This is a genomic window from Streptomyces sp. NPDC088817, from assembly GCF_044750345.1.
In the GTDB taxonomy this organism is placed as follows: Bacteria; Actinomycetota; Actinomycetes; order Streptomycetales; family Streptomycetaceae; genus Streptomyces.
Genome location: NZ_JBIVJN010000002.1, coordinates 516,158 through 534,452, shown reverse-complemented (window position 1 = coordinate 534,452; position 18,295 = coordinate 516,158). Strand labels below are relative to the sequence as shown.

The following is an 18,295-nucleotide window of genomic DNA, read 5'->3' as shown; positions in this document are numbered from 1 at the left end:
GTTGATAGGCCGGATCTGGAAGCACGGTAACGTGTGGAGGTGACCGGTACTAATAGGCCGAGGGCTTGTCCTCAGTTGCTCGCGTCCACTGTGTTGGTTCTGAAACCACGAACAACCCCATGCAGGTCACGCATGGTGCGGTTGAATGTTTCATAGTGTTTCGGTGGTCATAGCGTGAGGGAAACGCCCGGTTACATTCCGAACCCGGAAGCTAAGCCTCACAGCGCCGATGGTACTGCAGGGGGGACCCTGTGGGAGAGTAGGACGCCGCCGAACAAATTGTGATGAAAGGGCCCACACCGAAAAGGTGTGGGCCCTTTCTTTTTTGGTGCATTACCGTGGGCCCATGAGCAGCCCGAGCAGCACCGAGCAGTACGTCGTCCGTGCCGTACGCGCCGAGGAGTGGCCCGCCGCGAAGGCGCTGCGGCTGGTCGCGCTCCAGGACCCGGTGGCCCACCTCGCCTTTCTGGAGACGTACGACGACGCCGTGGCCAGGCCGGACTCGTTCTGGCAGGAGCGGACGGCCGGGGCTTCCGTGGGCTCGGGCGACGCTCGGCAGTTCATCGTGGAGGGCCCGGACGGCGAGTGGGTCGGAAGCGTGACCGTGCTCGTCGAGGAGGCCGGCACCACGGACTGGGCCGGGCTCCCGGTCGAGCGGCGGCAGGGGCACGTCGTAGGCGTCTATGTACGGCCCGAGCACCGCGGATGCGGACTGACCGAATTGCTCTTCGACGAAGCCCTGCAATGGGCCTGGCACATCGGCGTGGAGCGGGTGCGGCTCATCGTGCACGAGGACAACGGGCGGGCCCTGCGCTTCTATCGCAGGATCGGGTTCCTGCCGAGCGGGGTCAGCGTGCCGCTGACGGCCGGCTCGGCCGAGTCCGAACTGGAGTACGTCCTCGAACGCCCCTGAGGGCCCTGGCGACAGCAGAGCCGCGGGTCACGCCGGGAGCTCGGCGTGCGGCCAGCGGGCGCGGGCCTGTTCTCGGGAGCGGAGCAGGACCAGTGTGGGCAGCCCCTGGCCGGCTCCGGTGGCCAGCAGCTCCGGGAGCTGGGGAAGCGGGGCGACGGCGGCGACGTCGTCCAGGACGAGCGTGAGTGGTGGGTCGAGGCGACCGGAGGATGACCGTTCGGCCATGCGCCGGCCGCGCTCGACCACGCTTGAGGCGAGTGCCGTCAGGAGGGGCATCGCACCCGGGTCGGTCCGGGGATCCTCGAGGGATTCGCCGACCACATAGAGCGTGCCCCCTTCGTTCACGAAGGAATCCAGGGCGACCGCATCAGTTCGGTTGGGCGTGCAGGCCTCGCGGATGTTGACCGTGACCAGTGAGGCCAGCGCGCGACCGGTCAACTCCTGGGCCATGTCGCGGCGTTCGGGATACGAGGTGAGCGAGGACTCCAGCTCGCCGGCCGAACCGGCGGCGGCCTTGGAGTTCGTACGGAGGATCCGCACGGCCTCCTGCACCTGTGTGCCCTGCGCCCAGCGGTGGACGTGGCGGATCGCGCGGCCGTCGACGGCGGCGGCGTGCAGGAAGCTGCGCAGAAGGGTCTCCGCGGTGTCTCCGGTCGCCTGGTCCACCCTGGCGGTGGGGCGGACCGGGGCGAGCAGCGCGGCGGCTCTGGCGGCCGCCGTCGCCTTGTCCTCGCAGCCCGCCGTGGGGGACCAGTGGAGGCGGGCCGGGGTGTCGCAGAGGTGGGCGGGGTCGTAGAGGAGGACCGGGCCCAGCTTGGCCCGTGAGTCCTTCGTGTCCTGCCACAGGGCGGGGTTCGACGTGATGACGAGGGCCGGGCCCGCCGCGTCCCGGATCGCCTGGGCCGCGGCCGTCTGCCGGGCTTCCCGCGGGGCGGTCAGGATCGTGTCCCGTGCGCCCGTCGGCCCGCCGTGGCCGCCGGCGGCGAGGGGCACGAGGGGCACGAGGGGCTGTGGGAGCGGGGCCGCGGGTTCCGCCCGGTTCGCGGGCTGCGGGGCCGCCGGTGCGGCCTCCTGCGGGGCCTCGCCGGGTTGTTGGGCGGCCATGGACGGCCGGCCGGGCCCCGGGGCCGTCCGCTGGTTGGGTACCTCGTGGGGGACCGGCGCGGGGGCCTCCTGGGGTTGCGGCGCCGTCGCCCGCTCGCGGGCCGCCGTCCTCTCCGCCCGTCTGCGCAGCCTGCCGGCTCGCCAGCGGGCCACCGTGCCCATCACGAACACGGTCAGGACGAGCAGCACCATCAGCTGGCCGATGAACAGGCCCCAGAACAGCCCGTAGCCCGACAGCGCGTCCGGGGGAGTGTCCGGCCAGGCGGCGGGGATGTCGTGCGGGTCGGTGATGAGGTGGCGCATCGCCGGCGGCGTACGGGTGAAGGCGACCCCGGAGGGCCAGGAGCCGTGGGTGAACAGGCCGGCGAGGCCGGTGGCCGTCCACACCAGCAGGGTCATGCCGAGCAGGAAGGCCAGGACGCCGACCAGCAGGCCGTCGGGAACGCCGCCCTGGCCGTCCCGACGGCCCTGGCGGCCCTGTCCGTGGTCGCGGTCGTCCGGTCTCACGCGCGCGTCCCCTCTAGGCCACCGTCGACTCGGAGGAGCCGTCCAGGTCGCCGATGTGCTGTCCCATGAACGCCGCCGCCCGCTCCTCCGCCTCCAGCTCCGCGGCGCGCAGGCTGTCGTCGGAGAGGCGGTCGCTGGAGGACTCCGTCATGGCGCGGTCGGTGAACACCAGCGGCCGTTCGGTCTCGGTGACCAGGTGTTTGACCACCTGGACATTGCCGTTGACGTCCCACACGGCGATACCGGGGGTCAGGCTCGGGATGATCTCGACCGCCCACCTGGGCAGGCCGAGGACCCGTCCCGTCGCCCTCGCCTCGTCCGCCTTCTGGGCGTAGATCGTCCTGGTGGAGGCCATTTTCAGGATCGCCGCGGCCTCCTTGGCCGCCGCCCCGTCCACCACGTCGGACAGATGATGGACGACCGCCACGAACGACAGACCGAGGCGGCGGCCGAACTTCAGCAGCCGCTGGAACAGCTGGGCCACGAACGGGCTGTTGATGATGTGCCAGGCCTCCTCGACCAGGAAGATGCGCTTCTTGCGGTCGGGGCGGATCCAGGTGTGCTCCAGCCACACGCCGACGATCGCCATCAGGATCGGCATGGCGATGGAGTTGCGGTCGATGTGGGACAGGTCGAAGACGATCAGGGGCGCGTCCAGGTCGATGCCGACCGTGGTGGGGCCGTCGAACATGCCGCGCAGATCACCGTCGACCAGCCGGTCCAGGACCAGCGCCACGTCCAGGCCCCAGGCCCGTACGTCGTCTATGGCGACGTTCATCGCCTCGGCCGACTCCGGCTCGGGGTGGCGGAGTTGCTCGACGATGTCCGACAGCACCGGCTGGCGTTCCACGATCGTCTCGTTGACGTAGGCGTGGGCGACCTTCAGGGCGAAGCCGGAGCGCTCGTCCAGGCCGTGCCCCATGGCGACCTCGATGATGGTGCGCAGCAGCGCGAGCTGGCCCGTGGTCGTGATGGAGGGGTCCAGCGGGTTGAGCCGGATGCCGTGGTCGAGGGCCGCCATCGGGTCCAGCCGGATCGGCGTTATGCCCAGCTCCTCCGCGATGAGGTTCCACTCGCCCACCCCGTCCTCGCCCTGGGCGTCCAGGACGACGACCTGGCGGTCGCGGAAGCGGAGCTGGCGCAGCACGTAGGTCTTCTCCAGCGCCGACTTGCCGTTGCCGGACTCGCCGAGGACCAGCCAGTGCGGGGCGGGGAGCTGCTGGCCGTAGAGCTGGAAGGGGTCGTAGATGTAGCCCTTGCCGGAGTACACCTCGCGGCCGATGATGACGCCCGAGTCGCCGAGGCCGGGCGCGGCGGTGGGCAGGTAGACCGCCTGGGCCTGGCCCGTGGACGTTCTCACCGGCAGTCGGGTCGTCTCCACCTTCCCGAACAGGAAGGTCGTGAAGGCGTCCGTGAGTGAGGTCAGCGGGTCCCGCATCAGAGCATCAGCCCCTACCGTCGGATTCCGGTGGCGAACGGGAGCGTGTTCACGAAGGCGCGGTGGTGCTCGCGGTCGCACCACTCGAGTTTCAGGTAGGACTTTCCGGCCGAGGCTCTGATGGTCCGTTTGTCGCGGGCCAGGGACTCGGGGGAGCGGGAGGACACGGTGATCCAGCCGACCAGGTTGACGCCGGCCGCGCCGCTGGCGAGGTCCTCGCCGCGCTGGTCGAGGCGGCTGTGGGCGGCGACGTCGCGCGGGTCCACGGTGCGGTTCATCTTGGCGGCGCGGCTGGCCTCGGCGACGTCGTTGGTCTTCTCGGTCAGCATGCGTTCGATGGCGACCTCGGTGGGCTCGAGGTCCATCGTGACGGCGACGGTGCGGATGACGTCCGGGGTGTGGACGAGGAGGGGGGCGAGGAAGTTCACGCCGACCGGGGTCATCGGCCATTCCTTGACCCAGGCGGTGGCGTGGCACCAGGGGGCGCGGGTCGACGACTCGCGGGTCTTGGCCTGGAGGTACGTCGGCTCCATGGCGTCCAGCTCGGCCGGCCAGGCGTTGCGCTTGGTCATCGCCTGGATGTGGTCGATCGGGTGGTCCGGGTCGTACATGGAGTGGATCAGCGAGGCCAGCCGCCCCTGACCGAGCGGCTGCCGTACGCGGATGTCGGCCTCCTGGAGCCGGGAGCAGATGTCGGTCAGCTCACGGGCCATGACGACGGCGAGTCCGGCGTCCCGGTCCAGCTTGCGGCCCGCTTGGGGCCGGGCGGCCCGCGCCATGGCGTGGGCCTCGGCGGCGAGTTCGCGGGTGTAGTGCATGCAGGCGACGAGGTAGGCGCGGTGCTGCTCGCTGCTGGTGGACACCATGGACTGCAGTTGGTCGTAGGACTGCTGGAGCCAGTGCGGTGCCCGTTCGTCCCCGCGTACGGTGACGTCCTTGGCGTGGGCGTCGGGGTCGGCGGGGAGGGTGCGGGCGAGCATCTGGAGGCGGGTGACGAAGCCCTCGCCGTTGGCCACGTGCTTGAGCAGGGTGCCGAAGCGGTCGACGAGGGCTTCCTGGTCCTCGGAGTCGCGCAGGCCGACGCCGGGGCCCTCGATCTCGATGGCGGCGGTGACGGTCCTGCGGTCGGCGTGCAGCAGTACGGCGATCTCGTCCGGCCCGAACGGGGCGGCGAGCCAGGTGATCCGGCCGATGCCGGGCGGCGGGCCGATCTCGACCTCGCGGCCGTCCAGGCTCGTTCCGGCCTCCATCACGCCGGAGCGGTAGGCGGCGCCGCGCTTGACGGTGCGTTTGTAGCTGCGGTTGATCTCGAACCACTTGTAGAAGGTGCGGTGCCGGTAGGGCACGTAGACCGCGGCCAGGGCCAGCAGCGGGAAGCCCGTCAGCAGGACGATGCGCAGGGGCAGCACCGGGACCAGCAGTCCGCACATCATGCCGATGAACGCGCCCGCGATGATCAGGGCGATCTCGCCGGTCTCGCGGTTGCGGCCGACGATCGCGTTCGGCCGGGCGCGGCCGATCAGATAGGTACGGCGGGACGCGACCGCGTGGGACACGTGGGAGTCGGTCGTCAACGTCCTTCACCTCCCGGGCGGTTGGTGCTGCTGTTGCGGGTGCTTCCGGCGTGGGGGGTGTTCACCGGGCTGGGTGCGCGGGGAGCGGGTGTGGCGGGCGCGGATCCGCCGCCGTCGCGCGAGCTGTGCGCGGCGACGCCGCCGGAGGCCGGGTTGGCCGGGCGGGGGGCGGACGACTGGCCGCCGCCGTTGCTGTCGGCCCGGGTGCTGTGGGTCTTGATGCCCTGCGCGACCAGGGTGGCCGGGGAGCTGATGACCGCGGCGGCCTTGCCCTCGGCGCCCCGCATGATGCGGTTGTTGCGGCCGGCGGCGATCTCGTCGCCGAAGCCCGGGACGAACCGGTAGATCATGGCGCTGGCGAAGATGGCCAGCAGGATGATCGCGAGGCCGGAGACGACCGCGGAGAAGGCGCCGGGGCCGTTGTCGCCGGAGGAGAGCGCTCCGGCGAGCCCGAGCACGATCACGATGACCGGCTTCACCAGGATCACCGCGATCATGATTCCGGCCCAGCGGCGGACGTGCCCCCACAGGTTCTTGTCGACCAGTCCGGCGTAGACGACGGTGCCCAGCAGGGCGCCGACGTAGAGCAGGGCGGCGCGGATGACGAGCTCCAGCCAGAGCACGCCGGCGGCGAGGATGGAGACCAGGGAGACGACGATCAGCATGATCGGTCCGCCGCCGATGTTCTCGCCCTTGCCGAGCGCGGCGGAGAACGTGCCGAAGAAGGAGCCGGCCTGGTCGCCGGTGGCCTTGGCGAGGACGTCGGAGACGCCGTCGGTGGCGGAGACGACCGTGTAGAGGATCAGCGGGGTGAAGGCGGAGGCGAGCACGGTCAGCCAGAGGAAGCCGACGGCCTCGGAGATGGCGGTGGACAGCGGTACGCCGCGTACGGCGCGCTTGGCCACGGCCAGCAGCCAGAGCAGCAGTGTGAGCACGGTCGAGGCGGCGAAGACGACCGCGTACTGCTGGAGGAACTTCTGGTTGGTGAAGTCGACGTTAGCGGTCTCCTGCACGGCCTTGCTGAGCTTGGTGACGGTCCACGAAGCGGCGTCGGCACAGCCCTTGGCGAGCGAGGAGAGGGGGTCGAGGGTGGAAGTGGGGTCGGGGGCCGTGGAACCGCCGGTGCCGGTGCCGTTGCCGCGTTCGCAGTACTTCTTGGCCTCGCCGAAGATGAGGTCGCAGTTGTTCTTGCTCGCCGTCGGCGAGGGCGTCGGGCTGGGCGAGGGAGCAGCGGCGGCGCGGGTGGCCAGCAGCACGACCGACGTCTGCACGGCTGCGACGGCTCCGGTGAGCCCCAGCAGGCGCTGCTTGCTACCGGGCATACGTGAACCCTCCGTACTCTTCGGTGGCCTTGCGGATCTCGTCGGAGGTGGCGGCCCTGTCGTCACCGGGGACCGGGGCGGGACCGGTCTTCTGCGAGTCGGAGACGATCTTCCAGTCGCCTCTCGACCACTGGAGTTCGAACGTCCACGTCTTCCAGGACGAGGTGACCGGGTCGGTGGAGGTCTCCGCGGACATGCCGATGAGTCCCACGTACCAGACCGCGACCCTGGCGCTGCTGTCGCTGTACTGCCGCACGGTGGTGCCCACCGGCACCACACGTGAGACGAACGTGCTGCCGGCGGGCGGGTTGCCGCCCGCGTCCAGGCCCATCCGGTCGAGGAAGTCCGCCGAGTAGGCCTGGTCCATGGGTCCTTGGAGCCGGGCCGCCGCGTCTGGCGTGTAGAGGAGGTCCAGGAGGGTGTGCCGGGTGGCCTTCTTGAACATGTCGGTCGAGCCGAGGGCCACGGCGTAGTTCGCGGCGGCGCTCTGTGCTCCCTGTTCGTCGTGGGCGAAGCCCGACGGGATTCCGTCCGCCTTCGTGTGGACCGGCTGCTTGCCGGTCGCCGCGGTCGCCGCCGCCTTGGGTTTGTCGGCCTTGCCGCCGGCGGCGGGGGGGCGGCCTCCCGAGCGGTTCGCGAAGGCGATCGCGGCGATGAGGAGGACGACGACGGCGACGACCGTGATCAGGCTGCGCGAGGACGAGCGGCCGCCGCGCCGCGCGCCGCCGTAGGGGTCGCCGGGCCGGTCCGGGAGCCGGGTGCGGGTCTGCCCGCCCGCGTACGGCCCGTCGTCGGCGCGCGCCGAATCGCCGTACCCGTGCCCGTCCGATCGACTCATGCCCCGTACGCCCCCTCGACCTCGTACCGGAATGCCTGGAAGTACGACGGTAGCTGTGCTGGTTCCCGCGTGGACGCGGTGTGGTGACTCGACATCAGGGAAACGCAACCTCAGCCGGTGGGCACGGTGGGTGGGTAGGGGCAGCGGGGTCACCGGGCGCGCCCGGAGGGTCCGGCCGGCGGTGCGCACGGAGCACCGTGCGCGGCATGCGCGGGTATGCGCCGGTTACACGGCCATGCCGTACACGATGGTGAAGAGCGTGCCGAGCGAGCCGATGATGAACACGCCCGTCAGTCCGGCGATGATCAGGCCCTTGCCCTGTTCGGCACTGAACGTGTCGCGCAGGGCCGTGGCGCCGATGCGCTGCTTGGCGGCGCCCCAGACGGCGATGCCGAGGCAGAGCAGGATGGCCACTGCCATCACCACCTCGATCATCACCTTCGCCTCGTTGCCCAGGCTGCCGAAGGGGCCCCAGTTCGGAGCGATCCCGCCGATGATGGTGTTGATGTCTCCCTTGTCGGCCGCAAAGAGCATGTAAGTCACCGCCCCTGTTGGGTAGTTCCGCATCCCCTGCCCTCATGCAGAGGTCAGGCACATTCTCGCCGACAATGACGCCGCCGTATGTCGACTTGACGGCATTGCCTGGTGGGTTTCGTACGTATGGTCACTCTGTGTATCACGGCAGGTCACGCCGGGCAATGAAGTCCGACCGCAACCTGCGATGTGGTTCTGTCGTTGTCGTTTTTTACTTGTCGGCAAGGGTTCTGACGACCAGTCGGGTGAGCGGTCGTCCGTGGCCGATGGTCTCACGCTTCTCCGTGCCGGCACCGCGTTCGCGTCGCCCGCGGCGGCGTCCCGGCGGGCGGGGCGCGCCGGGGGAGGCGGTGTGAGGCCGGTCATACGATGAACGGGCGTTTCACAGGAGAATCTCAGGGAAGTCGGGGTCCGTTTCTCATCCCCGTCCGTCACAGTGGAGCCTGATGAAGCGCACCTCAGGTAACGAGAGCCTCGCCGAACGCGCACGTCCCGGGCGTCGCCGGGTCGGTGCGCGGGCGCTGTTCGCCACGCTGGTGCTGCTTGCCGTGACCTCGGTCTCCGTCGCGGCCGCGCACGACGGACCGGGCCCGCTCGGGGTGATCGGGCCGCACGGGGTGGGCCCGTTCGACGAGCCCGAACCGCTCGGGGTGACCGCCGTCGCGTCGAGGACCCCGCAGAGTGCCCGGGTCGGGGCGCTGTTCGGCGCGGACAAGGCCGGTGACCTCGCCGGCAACCACTTCTGCACGGCCTCGGTGGTGCACAGTCCCCAGCGCGACCTCGTCGTCACCGCCGCCCACTGCCTGAGCGGGGACTCCGACCTGGTGTTCGTGCCGGGGTACCGGGACGGCCGGGCGCCCTACGGGGTGTGGACGGTCAAGCGGCGCTTCCTGCCCGACGACTGGACCGCGCACCAGGACGAGGACAGCGACATGGCCTTCGCCGTCATCGCCCCGCAGGACGGGAAGGGCGTCGAGGACGCCGTCGGCGCGAATCGCTTGCTCACCGGGGCGGCGACCGGGGCGACCGCGGTCACCCTCACCGGTTATCCGGACTCGCGCGAGGTGCCCATCAGCTGCACCAACCGGCCGCGGGCCCACAGCGGCACCCAGCAGCGCATCGACTGCCCCGAGTTCACCGGCGGCACCAGCGGCAGCCCGTGGATCAACGGCGACCAGGAGGTCGTCGGCGTGCTCGGCGGCCACGAGGCGGGCGGCTCGACGGCGGACACGTCGTACAGCGTGGTGCTGGGGGCCGCGGCGGCCCAGCTCTACAAGGACGCGTCCACGGCTCCCTGACCGACCCCGCTCCTCCCTGACCGACCCCGCGCCGCCCCTCGCCGCGGGGTCGCACGGTGGCCGACCGCCGTGCTGCCCTGCGCCCGTGTGTGATCACCTGGAAAGCGGTGCCGGCGCCTCTACACTGTCGACGGCGGACTCCCGTGCGACGAGGGGCGGTTGACGGTGCGTAAGGCATGGATCGTGGCGGTCGCCGCCGTCGCCTCCGGGCTCAGCTTCGTCGCCCTGCTCGTCGTCGGCGTGTACGTCGCCGCGGGGAACATCGCGGGCGGGGCGGGCGGCGGGTCCGTGGGGCTCGCCAAGGGCGCCGTGCCGGCCGCGTACCAGACCCTCGTGCAGAGGTGGGGCAATCTCTGCTCCGCGATCAACCCGGCCCTGCTCGCGGCCCAGTTGTACCAGGAGAGCGGGTTCAACCCGAACGCCAGGAGCCCCGCCGCGGCGCAGGGGATAGCGCAGTTCATCCCGAGCACCTGGGCCACGCACGGCATCGACGGCGACGGCGACGGGAAGGCGGACGTCTGGAACCCGAACGACGCGATCCCGTCGGCCGCGTCCTACGACTGCGAACTCGCCTCCTACGTCAAGGACGTGCCGGGCGACATCACGCACAACATGCTCGCGGCCTACAACGCGGGGGCCTACGCGGTCATCAACTACGGTGGCGTGCCGCCGTACGCCGAGACGCAGAACTACGTGAAGACGATCACGACCCTGGAGAAGAGCTTCGCCGCCCCCGTCTCCCGCGTCGACCCCTCCCGGCAGGCCGCGGCGGCCATCACGTACGCGCAGAGCAAGCTGGGCACGCTCTATCTGTGGGGCGGGAACGGCACCCCTGAGCAGGGCGGACGGTTCGACTGCTCGGGCCTGACCAAGGCCGCCTACGAGAGCACGGGGGTCACGCTGCCGCGGGTCGCCAACGACCAGTACAACGCCGGGCCGCATCCCAGGCGGGACGAACTCCTGCCGGGTGACCTGGTGTTCTTCTCCGACGACCTGACCGACTCGCGGGCCATCCGGCACGTCGGCATCTACGTCGGCGGCGGGTACATGATCGACGCGCCGAGAACGGGCGCCGTGATCCGCTTCGACCCCATCGACACACCCGACTACTTCGGGGCCACCAGGGTCACCGAGGATGGCGCGAAAGCACTCCCCTCCGCGGTGTGAGCGGAGGGTGAGCCACCTCCCTGAGCTGCGGCGACGAGTCTCTCTTCGATAACGTCTGCGTGATCGTTCGGTGGAGTGCGGAACGCATCGATCGGGGTCGTGCGTTGCTGATGACGTAGCCAAGTGGATGTCCGGTGGCGTGCGGACCCTGCGCGCGTGCAGCGGAAGCGGATCTACGACCACGGGGGTGGGCTGGAGCGGCGCACGCCGGGTGCGCCCGCGACGACACGACGAAGGGGCCGCAGCAGGATGGCTGGACTCGCCGAATCCGGGTCGAACCCCGACGTCGACCTGCTCTACGACATCAACAGCCTGGCCAGGAACGCCCCGCGCTGGTTCGACCGGGTCATGGAGTACGTCGGTGAGTACGGGCTGCTGCTCGCCATGGTGCTGCTCGTGCTGGCGTGCTGGTGGTCCGTGCGGCGCAGGGACGGCGAGGGGGCGGCGTCCGCCGTGGCCGCGCTGGTGTGGGCGCCGCTGGCGGCCGGCCTCGCGGTGCTCGTGAACGTGCCGATAAGGGATTTCGTGCAGCGGCCCCGGCCCTTCCTTGACCATCGGGGGCTGGATGTCCTGGTGCCCGGCAAGACCGACTACTCCTTCGTGAGCGATCACGCGACGATCACCATGGCGATGGCGGTCGCGCTGTTCGTCGTCGACCGGCGCTTCGGCCTGGCAGGGATCGCGCTGGCGCTGTTCGAGGGGTTCTGCCGGGTCTACCTGGGCGTGCACTATCCGACGGACGTGGTCGGCGGGTTCGCGCTGGGTACGGCCGTCGCGCTGCTGCTCTCCCCGCCGGCCATGGCCCTGCTCACGCCGCTGATGAAGGCGGTCGAGGGGTCGGCGTGGGGCGGCCGGCTGGTGCGTGCGCGGCGCGGCGGCGGCACGGGCGACGCGCTGGTCTCCGGCTGCTCCGCCGGGGAGCGGGCGTCGGCGGAGGACCGGGACCTGGCGGCGTAGCGGAGCGCGCCCGGCGCCCAGCCGTGCCGTCCGGTCCCGGGCCGGCCGTCCGTCCGTGCCGTCCGGTCCCGGGCCGGCCGTCCGGCCGTGCCGTCCGGCCGCTGCCGGGTGTCACGGGTGGCGCGCCGGGACTCACAGGCCCTGCGGGTAGGAGAAGAAGTCCTGCGGGTCGTACTGCCGCTTCAGCTTGGCCAGGCGGGTCGCCGCGTCGCCGTAGTAGGCGGTGCGCCAGTTCTTGAGGGTGGGGTCGCTGTAGTTCTGGTAGGCCGCTCCGGAGGCGTAGGGCCGCATGGCGTCGTGCGCCGAGGTCAGCCAGGCCTGGGCCGCGGAGCCGCTGGTGCCCGGGCGCCAGGAGGCGACGTACTGGGCCAGCATGCGTGAGCGGCGGTGGACGAAGGCCGTCGCCGTCGGGGAGACCCGGTTGACCGCCCCGCCGAGCGCGGTGAACGCGATGCTGCCCGCGCCGCCGCGCACCGAGGGCAGCTGCGCCACCAGCGTCCGCAGGCCGGCCGAGGACAGGGAGCGGTCGAAGAAGTCCGAGCGGGCCGCGTAGGTCTCGCGGCCGAGCCTGCCCTGCGGGGAGCGGCCGGGCGTCGTGCCCGGCAGGTGGCACTGGGCCTCCACGGGGAAGGACGAGCAGCCGGCGTAGGCGTCCATGGCCTGCCAGTAGGAGTGGCGCCTGAGCGACACGCTCGACGCCGGGGCGCCGACCGACGCGGCCAGGCGGTCCACCGCGTTCTGCAGCGCGCCGTAGGTGCCCAGGGAGAAGGCGGCCACGGACACCCTTGGGGTGCCGCCCGCCGCCTTCTCCAGGTGCAGCGAGGACCAGATCTCGTCCGGCTGGCCCGGTCCCCACTCCTGCCAGGCCTTCATCACCGCCGCCGCCCTCGCCCACGGCCAGGTCAGGTACGCCGACACGGCCTGGGGGGCGGGGTGGGTCCTGAACCGCAGTTCGGTGACGACGCCGAAGTTGCCGTTGCCCGCGCCGCGCAGCGCCCAGAACAGGTCCTTGTTCTCGGTGGCGTCGGCGTTGAGCTGCTTGCCGTCCGCGGTGATGAGGGTGGCCCCGGTCAGGCTGTCGCAGGTCAGGCCGTAGGCGCGGGCGACGACTCCGTGACCGCCGCCGAGGACCAGGCCGGAGATGCCCACGGTCGGGCAGGAGCCGCCGGGGATCGTGACGCCCTTCGCGGTGAGCGTGCGGTAGATGTCGATGAGCTTGGCGCCGGCGCCGATCACCGCGGAGGACCCGCTCGCCCGTATCTGGCCGAGCCTGGAGACGTCGATGATCAGCCGGCCGTCGCCGGAGGACCAGCCGCCGTAGGAGTGGCCGCCGTTGCGGATGGCCACGCGGAGGTGGTGGGCGCGGGCGTAGGACAGGACGGTCCGTACGTCGTCGTTGTTGGCCACGTAGGCGACCGCGGCGGGCCTGAGGTTGTCGAAGCGGGTGTTGTAGAGCTGCCTGGCGGTCGTCCAGGAGGCGTCGCCGGGGCGGATCAGGGTGCCGTGCAGGGAGTGGGCGAGCGCGGCCCAGCCGGTGGCGGACGCCGTGCCGGTGGTGCCCGGCGCCGTATGCGCGGAGGCCGCCGACATCTCCGTGGCGGTCGTCCGGTCCCCCGCTCCGGCCGGGGCGTGTGTGCCGCCGCTGCACGCGCTCGTCGCGGCCGCGGCGAGCGCTGCCGCGCCACCCCCCAGGAAAGTCCGCCGTTCCATGCCCGCACCTCCTGATCGTTCCTGCGGAACGAGACGACGAGGAGGCCCGGAGGGTTCCGGGGAACCGCGCCGCAGGACTGCCACAGTACGGCGGTCGGGGCGTCACCGAAACGCGAGCGCGGGCCGCCGGTGCGATGCTGTCCGCGGGGTGGGGAACGCGGCGTTCCCCGGTGTCCGGCGCACCCCCGAGTCCATGGCGGCGAGCCCGCCCCGGCCATGTCTCCTTCCGTGGCCTCGACGTAAGCATTCCGTGACCTCACCGCACTGTCGGCAGGGGTTCACCCCGCGTTCACTTCCGGCCATCGGCGGCTTCACCTGTTCTGCCTAATTTCGGCCTTACCCGGTGCTGATGCGCAGGTCGGTGCATCGGTGTCGTCCACACCTCGCACGCCGCCGAACAGGACGGCGGCTCCTGGAAGGAACTCAAGTGAAGCTTCAGCGCAAGACCCGGCGGGCACTCGCTCTCGGCGCACTCGCCGTCTCCGGCGCCCTGGCCCTCACGGCGTGCGGCTCTGACGACACCGGCAAGAACAACGCCGGCAGCGACAGCAGCACCGCGGCCTCCAACAGCTCCATCAAGTGTGACGACGCCAAGGGCCAGCTGCTCGCCGACGGCTCCTCGGCGCAGAAGAACGCGATCGACGCCTGGGTGAAGCAGTTCAGCCAGGCCTGTGGTGTGCAGATCAACTACAAGGGCGGCGGCTCCGGCGCCGGCGTCACGGCGTTCACCCAGGGCCAGGTCGCCTTCGCCGGCTCCGACTCGGCGCTGAAGCCCGAAGAGGTCACGGCCTCCCAGAAGGTCTGCACCGACGGCGGTCAGGGCATCGACCTGCCGATGGTCGGCGGCCCGATCGCGGTCGGCTACAACGTCCCGGGCGTGGACAGCCTGGTCCTCGACGCCCCCACCCTGGCGAAGATCTTCGACAGCAAGATCAAGAACTGGGACGACGCGGCGATCAAGAAGCTGAACCCCGACGCCAAGCTGCCCAACCTCAAGATCCAGGCGTTCCACCGCTCGGACGAGTCCGGCACCACGGACAACTTCACCAAGTACCTGAAGGCCGCCACCCCCGAGAACTGGAAGTACGAGGGCGGCAAGGCCTGGCAGGCCAAGGGCGGCCAGGCTGCTCCGCAGTCCTCCGGCGTGGCCCAGCAGGTGAAGCAGACCGAGGGCGCGATCGGCTACTTCGAGCTGTCGTACGCCAAGGACATGACCACGGTCGACATCAACACGGGTGCCGCCACCCCGGTCAAGGCCACCGTCGAGAACGCCACCAAGGCCATCGCGGACGCCAAGGTCGTCGGCACCGGCAGCGACATGGCCCTGCAGCTGAACTACAACACCAAGGCCGAGGGTGCCTACCCGATGGTCCTGGTCACGTACGAGATCGTCTGCGACAAGGGCAACAAGGCCGACACCCTGCCGGCCACCAAGGCGTTCCTGCGCTACATCGCCAGCGAGGAGGGTCAGAGCATCCTCACCGCGAACGACTACGCGCCGATCCCTGACGCGATCATCGGCAAGGTCCGCACCACCATCGACGGCCTGAGCTGATCCCAGTGCGGCCCGGCCCCCCTGACGGGGCCGGGCCGCACCTTCCGGTGCACCGCCGCCAGGAGCCGTACGCCGCGTACGTCTCCGCAGACCGGAGATCCCGATGGACATATCAACGCATACGACGGGCGCCGACGCGCCTTCCCCCCGACCGACCGCGGCCGAGCAGAAGCGTGCCGCCCGCGGTGCCACCCGTCCCGGAGACCGGATCTTCCTCGGTCTCACCCGTGGGTCGGGCATCCTGCTGCTGGTGGTCATGGCCGCGATCGCGGTCTTCCTGACCTACCGTGCCTCCCTGGCGATCAGCAAGGACCACGGCAACTTCCTGACCACCTTCGAATGGAACACCGGCCTTCAGCCGCCGGTCTTCGGCATCGCCGTGCTGGCCTTCGGCACGGTGGTCTCCTCGATCATCGCCATGGTCATCGCCGTCCCCGTCGCGGTCGCCATCGCGCTCTTCCTCACGCACTACGCCCCCCGGCGCCTGAGCGGTCCCATCGCGTACGTGGTCGACCTGCTCGCCGCCGTGCCGTCGATCGTGTTCGGTCTGTGGGGCGCGCTGGTCCTGGTCCCGCACCTTGACGGCCTGTTCGGCTGGCTGAACGACTACCTCGGCTGGACCGGCGTCTTCTCCTGGGAGGGCGGCGCCCCCCGCTCGCTGCTCACCGTCGGCATCCTGCTGGCGATCATGATCCTGCCGATCATCACCAACGTCAGCCGCGAGGTGTTCCGCCAGGTCCCGCGGATGCACGAGGAGGCGGCCCTGGCTCTCGGCGCCACGCGCTGGGAGGTCATCCGCATGTCGGTGCTGCCCTTCGGGCGCTCCGGCGTGATCTCCGCCTCGATGCTCGGCCTGGGCCGCGCGCTCGGCGAGACGATGGCCGTCGCCACCGTGCTGTCGCCGACCTTCACCATCGGGGCCAGCCTGCTCGACCCCGGCGGCGGCACCTTCGCCCAGAACATCGCCAGCAAGTTCAGCGAGGCGTCCGAGTACGGCCGTGACGCGCTGATCGCCTCCGGCCTGGTCCTGTTCGTCATCACTCTGCTGGTCAACGGCGCGGCCCGCCTGATCATCGCCCGCCGCAAGGACTACTCGGGGGCCAACGCATGAGCCACGCAGCCATCGCCGACAAGCGCTCCAGCAGTCTGCGCGGCGCCAGTCTGCCCAAGTGGTCGCCGTGGGCCATCGCCGCCGGCTCCCTGGCCGCCGCGGTCGTCATCGGCCTGGCCGGCGGCCTCCACAGCCGTGTCCAGTGGGGCCTGATCGCCGCGATCCTCTTCGTCCTCGGCACCTACGGCGTCGCCGCCCGCGTCGAGGGCCGCCGCCAGGCCAAGGACCGGGTCGCGACCAGCCTCGTCTGGGTCGCCTTCCTGATCGCCCTGGTGCCGCTGATCTCCCTGGTCTGGACGACCGTCCAGCGCGGTGTGAAGGTCCTGGACGGCTACTTCCTGACCCACTCGATGGGCCTGGTCGCCGACACCGAGCCGGGCGGCGGCATCTACCACGCCATCATCGGCAGCCTGGAGCAGGTCGGCCTCGCCACCCTGATCGGCGCGCCGGTCGGCGTGCTCACCGCCGTCTACCTGGTGGAGTACGGGCGCGGCAACCTCGCCCGGGCCGTGACCTTCTTCGTCGACGTCATGACCGGCATCCCGTCGATCGTCGCGGGCCTGTTCATCCTCAGCCTGATGCTGATCTTCAAGATGCAGCCCTTCGGCTTCGCCGGTTCGCTGGCCCTGGCCATCCTGATGATGCCCGTCGTGGTCCGCTCCACGGAGGAGATGCTCAAGCTCGTGCCCAACGAGCTGCGGGAGGCGTCCCTCGCCCTGGGCGTGCCCAAGTGGCGCACGATCCTGCGGGTGGTCCTGCCGACCTCCATCGGCGGCATCACGACCGGCATCGTGCTGGCCATCGCCCGTATCGCCGGTGAGACCGCGCCCGTGCTGCTGCTGGTCTTCGGCAACCCGTTCATCAACACGAACCCCTTCGAGGGGGCCCAGTCCTCGCTGCCGCTGTACATCTACCAGCAGTACACGAACAGCGCGGGCTCCGGCGCGGCGTACGACCGTGCGTGGGCGGCCTCGCTCACCCTGATCGCCTTCGTGATGATCCTCAACCTCGTGGCCCGCGGCATCGCCCGCTGGAAGGCCCCCCGTTAACGATCTGCGGCTGCTGCCGCGCGGGGCCTGTCAGCGACCCCCGGACTTTTGGAAGTGAAGTAGTCATGGCCAAGCGAATCGATGTGAGCGGGCTCACCGCCTACTACGGCGCCCACAAGGCGATCGAGGACATCTCGATGACGGTCGAGCCGCGCTCGGTGACGGCGTTCATCGGCCCCTCCGGCTGCGGCAAGTCGACGTTCCTGCGCACCCTCAACCGTATGCACGAGGTCACCCCGGGCGGCCGCGTCGAGGGCAAGGTGCTCCTGGACGAGGAGGACCTGTACGGCGCCGGGGTGGACCCGGTGGCCGTGCGCCGCGAGGTGGGCATGGTCTTCCAGCGCCCGAACCCGTTCCCCACCATGTCGATCTTCGACAACGTGGCGGCGGGACTGCGGCTGAACGGCAACTACCGCAAGAGCGAGCTGGGCGACATCGTCGAGAAGTCGCTCAAGGGCGCGAACCTCTGGAACGAGGTCAAGGACCGCCTGAACAAGCCCGGCTCGGGCCTGTCCGGTGGTCAGCAGCAGCGTCTGTGCATCGCCCGCGCCATCGCGGTCGAGCCGAAGGTGCTGCTCATGGACGAGCCCTGCTCCGCCCTCGACCCGATCTCCACGCTCGCCATCGAGGACCTGATCGGCGAGCTGAAGGAGCGCTTCACGATCGTCATCGTGACGCACAACATGCAGCAGGCGGCCCGCGTCTCGGACCGTACGGCGTTCTTCAACCTGGCGGCCGTGGGCAAGCCGGGCCGGCTGATCGAGATCGACGAGACCGAGCGGATCTTCTCCAACCCGTCCGTGCAGGCGACCGAGGACTACATCTCCGGCCGCTTCGGCTAGGGCCTCTCGTCCAAACGAAAGACCCTGGAGCTCGTCCTCCCCCGGATTCCTCGCGGTGCTGCATGGCGGTGCCACCGCGAGGTGGCAGAAGGGCCCGCCCCCGGCTCCCGGGGGCGGGCCCGCACGCTTTCACCGGCCGGGGTGCGCGCCCGGCCGCTCACTCGGCGACTTCGGTGCGCTCCCACCACCGGTAGACGGTGACCTGTCCTTCCTTGCTGTCCTCGTGGCGCGAGGTGACCTTGTAGTGCTCGTATCCCCCGAGGTGCGGGATCTTCAGTTCCTGTCCGGGAGGGACCACCGGCACCAGGGTGCCCGCGAGATCCTCCGGCCCGCCTTCGAGGAGTGCCTTGCTCGTCATGGTTCCAGTGTCACCACA

At 70.7% G+C, this 18,295-nt stretch carries 16 protein-coding genes and 2 rRNA genes; 10 read left to right on the top strand and 8 right to left on the bottom strand.

Annotation, left to right across the window (positions count from 1 at the left end; genetic code table 11):
• The 3 genes from ACIP4X_RS06190 to ACIP4X_RS06180 all read left to right on the top strand — a co-directional run.
• Positions 1-73 (top strand): 23S ribosomal RNA (locus tag ACIP4X_RS06190); the annotation flags it as partial.
• Positions 74-159: 86 nt separating this feature from the next.
• A 5S ribosomal RNA gene (gene rrf, locus ACIP4X_RS06185) occupies positions 160-276 on the top strand.
• Between the two features lie 70 nt (positions 277-346).
• The gene (locus ACIP4X_RS06180; RefSeq protein WP_391454410.1) at positions 347-913 is read left to right on the top strand and encodes a GNAT family N-acetyltransferase; all 567 of its coding nucleotides are present in this window, start codon (positions 347-349) and stop codon (positions 911-913) included.
• Between the two features lie 27 nt (positions 914-940).
• Here ACIP4X_RS06180 and ACIP4X_RS06175 read toward each other — a convergent pair whose 3' ends face one another.
• From ACIP4X_RS06175 to ACIP4X_RS06150, 6 genes are all read right to left on the bottom strand, one after another.
• Complete coding sequence (locus ACIP4X_RS06175; protein ID WP_391454408.1) at positions 941-2,524, bottom strand: TraM recognition domain-containing protein; 1,584 nt, start codon at positions 2,522-2,524, stop codon at positions 941-943.
• 13 nt (positions 2,525-2,537) lie between these two features.
• Positions 2,538-3,962: an ATP-binding protein gene (locus ACIP4X_RS06170; protein WP_358730659.1), complete on the bottom strand. Its 1,425-nt coding sequence runs from the start codon at positions 3,960-3,962 to the stop codon at positions 2,538-2,540.
• A gap of 14 nt (positions 3,963-3,976) precedes the next feature.
• Positions 3,977-5,536 carry an SCO6880 family protein gene (locus ACIP4X_RS06165; protein ID WP_391454406.1) on the bottom strand — a complete coding sequence of 520 codons (1,560 nt, stop codon included), beginning with the start codon at positions 5,534-5,536 and terminating at the stop codon, positions 3,977-3,979.
• Positions 5,533-6,858 carry a hypothetical protein gene (locus tag ACIP4X_RS06160; protein WP_391454404.1) on the bottom strand — a complete coding sequence of 442 codons (1,326 nt, stop codon included), beginning with the start codon at positions 6,856-6,858 and terminating at the stop codon, positions 5,533-5,535. Before ACIP4X_RS06160 ends, ACIP4X_RS06165 begins: the two co-directional genes overlap by 4 nt.
• Positions 6,848-7,696, bottom strand: a complete 849-nt coding sequence (locus ACIP4X_RS06155) for a hypothetical protein (protein WP_391454402.1) — start codon at positions 7,694-7,696, stop codon at positions 6,848-6,850. Before ACIP4X_RS06155 ends, ACIP4X_RS06160 begins: the two co-directional genes overlap by 11 nt.
• Positions 7,697-7,921: 225 nt before the next feature.
• The gene (locus ACIP4X_RS06150; protein ID WP_009189392.1) at positions 7,922-8,230 is read right to left on the bottom strand and encodes a hypothetical protein; all 309 of its coding nucleotides are present in this window, start codon (positions 8,228-8,230) and stop codon (positions 7,922-7,924) included.
• Between the two features lie 446 nt (positions 8,231-8,676).
• Between ACIP4X_RS06150 and ACIP4X_RS06145 the strand changes: the two genes are divergently transcribed.
• From ACIP4X_RS06145 to ACIP4X_RS06135, 3 genes are all read left to right on the top strand, one after another.
• Entirely contained in the window at positions 8,677-9,528 is an 852-nt protein-coding gene (locus ACIP4X_RS06145) for a trypsin-like peptidase domain-containing protein (protein ID WP_391454399.1), read from the top strand.
• 159 nt (positions 9,529-9,687) lie between these two features.
• Positions 9,688-10,695 carry an NlpC/P60 family protein gene (locus tag ACIP4X_RS06140; protein WP_391454397.1) on the top strand — a complete coding sequence of 336 codons (1,008 nt, stop codon included), beginning with the start codon at positions 9,688-9,690 and terminating at the stop codon, positions 10,693-10,695.
• A gap of 249 nt (positions 10,696-10,944) precedes the next feature.
• Positions 10,945-11,652: a phosphatase PAP2 family protein gene (locus ACIP4X_RS06135; protein ID WP_391454395.1), complete on the top strand. Its 708-nt coding sequence runs from the start codon at positions 10,945-10,947 to the stop codon at positions 11,650-11,652.
• A gap of 132 nt (positions 11,653-11,784) precedes the next feature.
• Here the strand turns inward: ACIP4X_RS06135 and ACIP4X_RS06130 are convergent, their stop codons facing one another.
• Positions 11,785-13,362: an FAD-binding protein gene (locus ACIP4X_RS06130; RefSeq protein WP_391454393.1), complete on the bottom strand. Its 1,578-nt coding sequence runs from the start codon at positions 13,360-13,362 to the stop codon at positions 11,785-11,787.
• 427 nt (positions 13,363-13,789) lie between these two features.
• Between ACIP4X_RS06130 and pstS the strand changes: the two genes are divergently transcribed.
• The 4 genes from pstS (at position 13,790) to pstB (ending at position 17,919) form a co-directional block, all read left to right on the top strand.
• Entirely contained in the window at positions 13,790-14,917 is a 1,128-nt protein-coding gene (pstS, locus tag ACIP4X_RS06125; protein ID WP_358730673.1) for a phosphate ABC transporter substrate-binding protein PstS, read from the top strand.
• A 103-nt stretch (positions 14,918-15,020) separates the two neighbouring features.
• The gene (gene pstC / locus ACIP4X_RS06120) at positions 15,021-16,028 is read left to right on the top strand and encodes a phosphate ABC transporter permease subunit PstC (protein ID WP_358730675.1); all 1,008 of its coding nucleotides are present in this window, start codon (positions 15,021-15,023) and stop codon (positions 16,026-16,028) included.
• Positions 16,025-17,077, top strand: a complete 1,053-nt coding sequence (gene pstA / locus ACIP4X_RS06115; protein WP_358730677.1) for a phosphate ABC transporter permease PstA — start codon at positions 16,025-16,027, stop codon at positions 17,075-17,077. Before pstC ends, pstA begins: the two co-directional genes overlap by 4 nt.
• Positions 17,078-17,142: 65 nt before the next feature.
• A complete protein-coding gene (gene pstB / locus ACIP4X_RS06110) occupies positions 17,143-17,919 on the top strand; it encodes a phosphate ABC transporter ATP-binding protein PstB (protein WP_100569123.1) in 777 nt (258 codons plus the stop codon).
• Positions 17,920-18,076: 157 nt separating this feature from the next.
• Here the strand turns inward: pstB and ACIP4X_RS06105 are convergent, their stop codons facing one another.
• Positions 18,077-18,277 carry a DUF5988 family protein gene (locus ACIP4X_RS06105; RefSeq protein ID WP_100569122.1) on the bottom strand — a complete coding sequence of 67 codons (201 nt, stop codon included), beginning with the start codon at positions 18,275-18,277 and terminating at the stop codon, positions 18,077-18,079.
• Positions 18,278-18,295: the final 18 nt, after the last annotated feature.

What these genes read in the sequence shown, in the direction of transcription:
- ACIP4X_RS06105 (WP_100569122.1), bottom strand. Translation starts at nt 18,277, where the DNA reads ATGACGAGCAAGGCACTCCTCGAAGGCGGGCCGGAGGATCTCGCGGGC.
- ACIP4X_RS06130 (WP_391454393.1), bottom strand. Translation starts at nt 13,362, where the DNA reads ATGGAACGGCGGACTTTCCTGGGGGGTGGCGCGGCAGCGCTCGCCGCG.
- ACIP4X_RS06170 (WP_358730659.1), bottom strand. Translation starts at nt 3,962, where the DNA reads ATGCGGGACCCGCTGACCTCACTCACGGACGCCTTCACGACCTTCCTG.
- pstA (WP_358730677.1), top strand. Translation starts at nt 16,025, where the DNA reads ATGAGCCACGCAGCCATCGCCGACAAGCGCTCCAGCAGTCTGCGCGGC.
- pstC (WP_358730675.1), top strand. Translation starts at nt 15,021, where the DNA reads ATGGACATATCAACGCATACGACGGGCGCCGACGCGCCTTCCCCCCGA.
- ACIP4X_RS06145 (WP_391454399.1), top strand. Translation starts at nt 8,677, where the DNA reads ATGAAGCGCACCTCAGGTAACGAGAGCCTCGCCGAACGCGCACGTCCC.
- ACIP4X_RS06150 (WP_009189392.1), bottom strand. Translation starts at nt 8,230, where the DNA reads ATGCTCTTTGCGGCCGACAAGGGAGACATCAACACCATCATCGGCGGG.
- ACIP4X_RS06160 (WP_391454404.1), bottom strand. Translation starts at nt 6,858, where the DNA reads ATGCCCGGTAGCAAGCAGCGCCTGCTGGGGCTCACCGGAGCCGTCGCA.
- ACIP4X_RS06180 (WP_391454410.1), top strand. Translation starts at nt 347, where the DNA reads ATGAGCAGCCCGAGCAGCACCGAGCAGTACGTCGTCCGTGCCGTACGC.
- ACIP4X_RS06135 (WP_391454395.1), top strand. Translation starts at nt 10,945, where the DNA reads ATGGCTGGACTCGCCGAATCCGGGTCGAACCCCGACGTCGACCTGCTC.
- ACIP4X_RS06155 (WP_391454402.1), bottom strand. Translation starts at nt 7,696, where the DNA reads ATGAGTCGATCGGACGGGCACGGGTACGGCGATTCGGCGCGCGCCGAC.
- pstB (WP_100569123.1), top strand. Translation starts at nt 17,143, where the DNA reads ATGGCCAAGCGAATCGATGTGAGCGGGCTCACCGCCTACTACGGCGCC.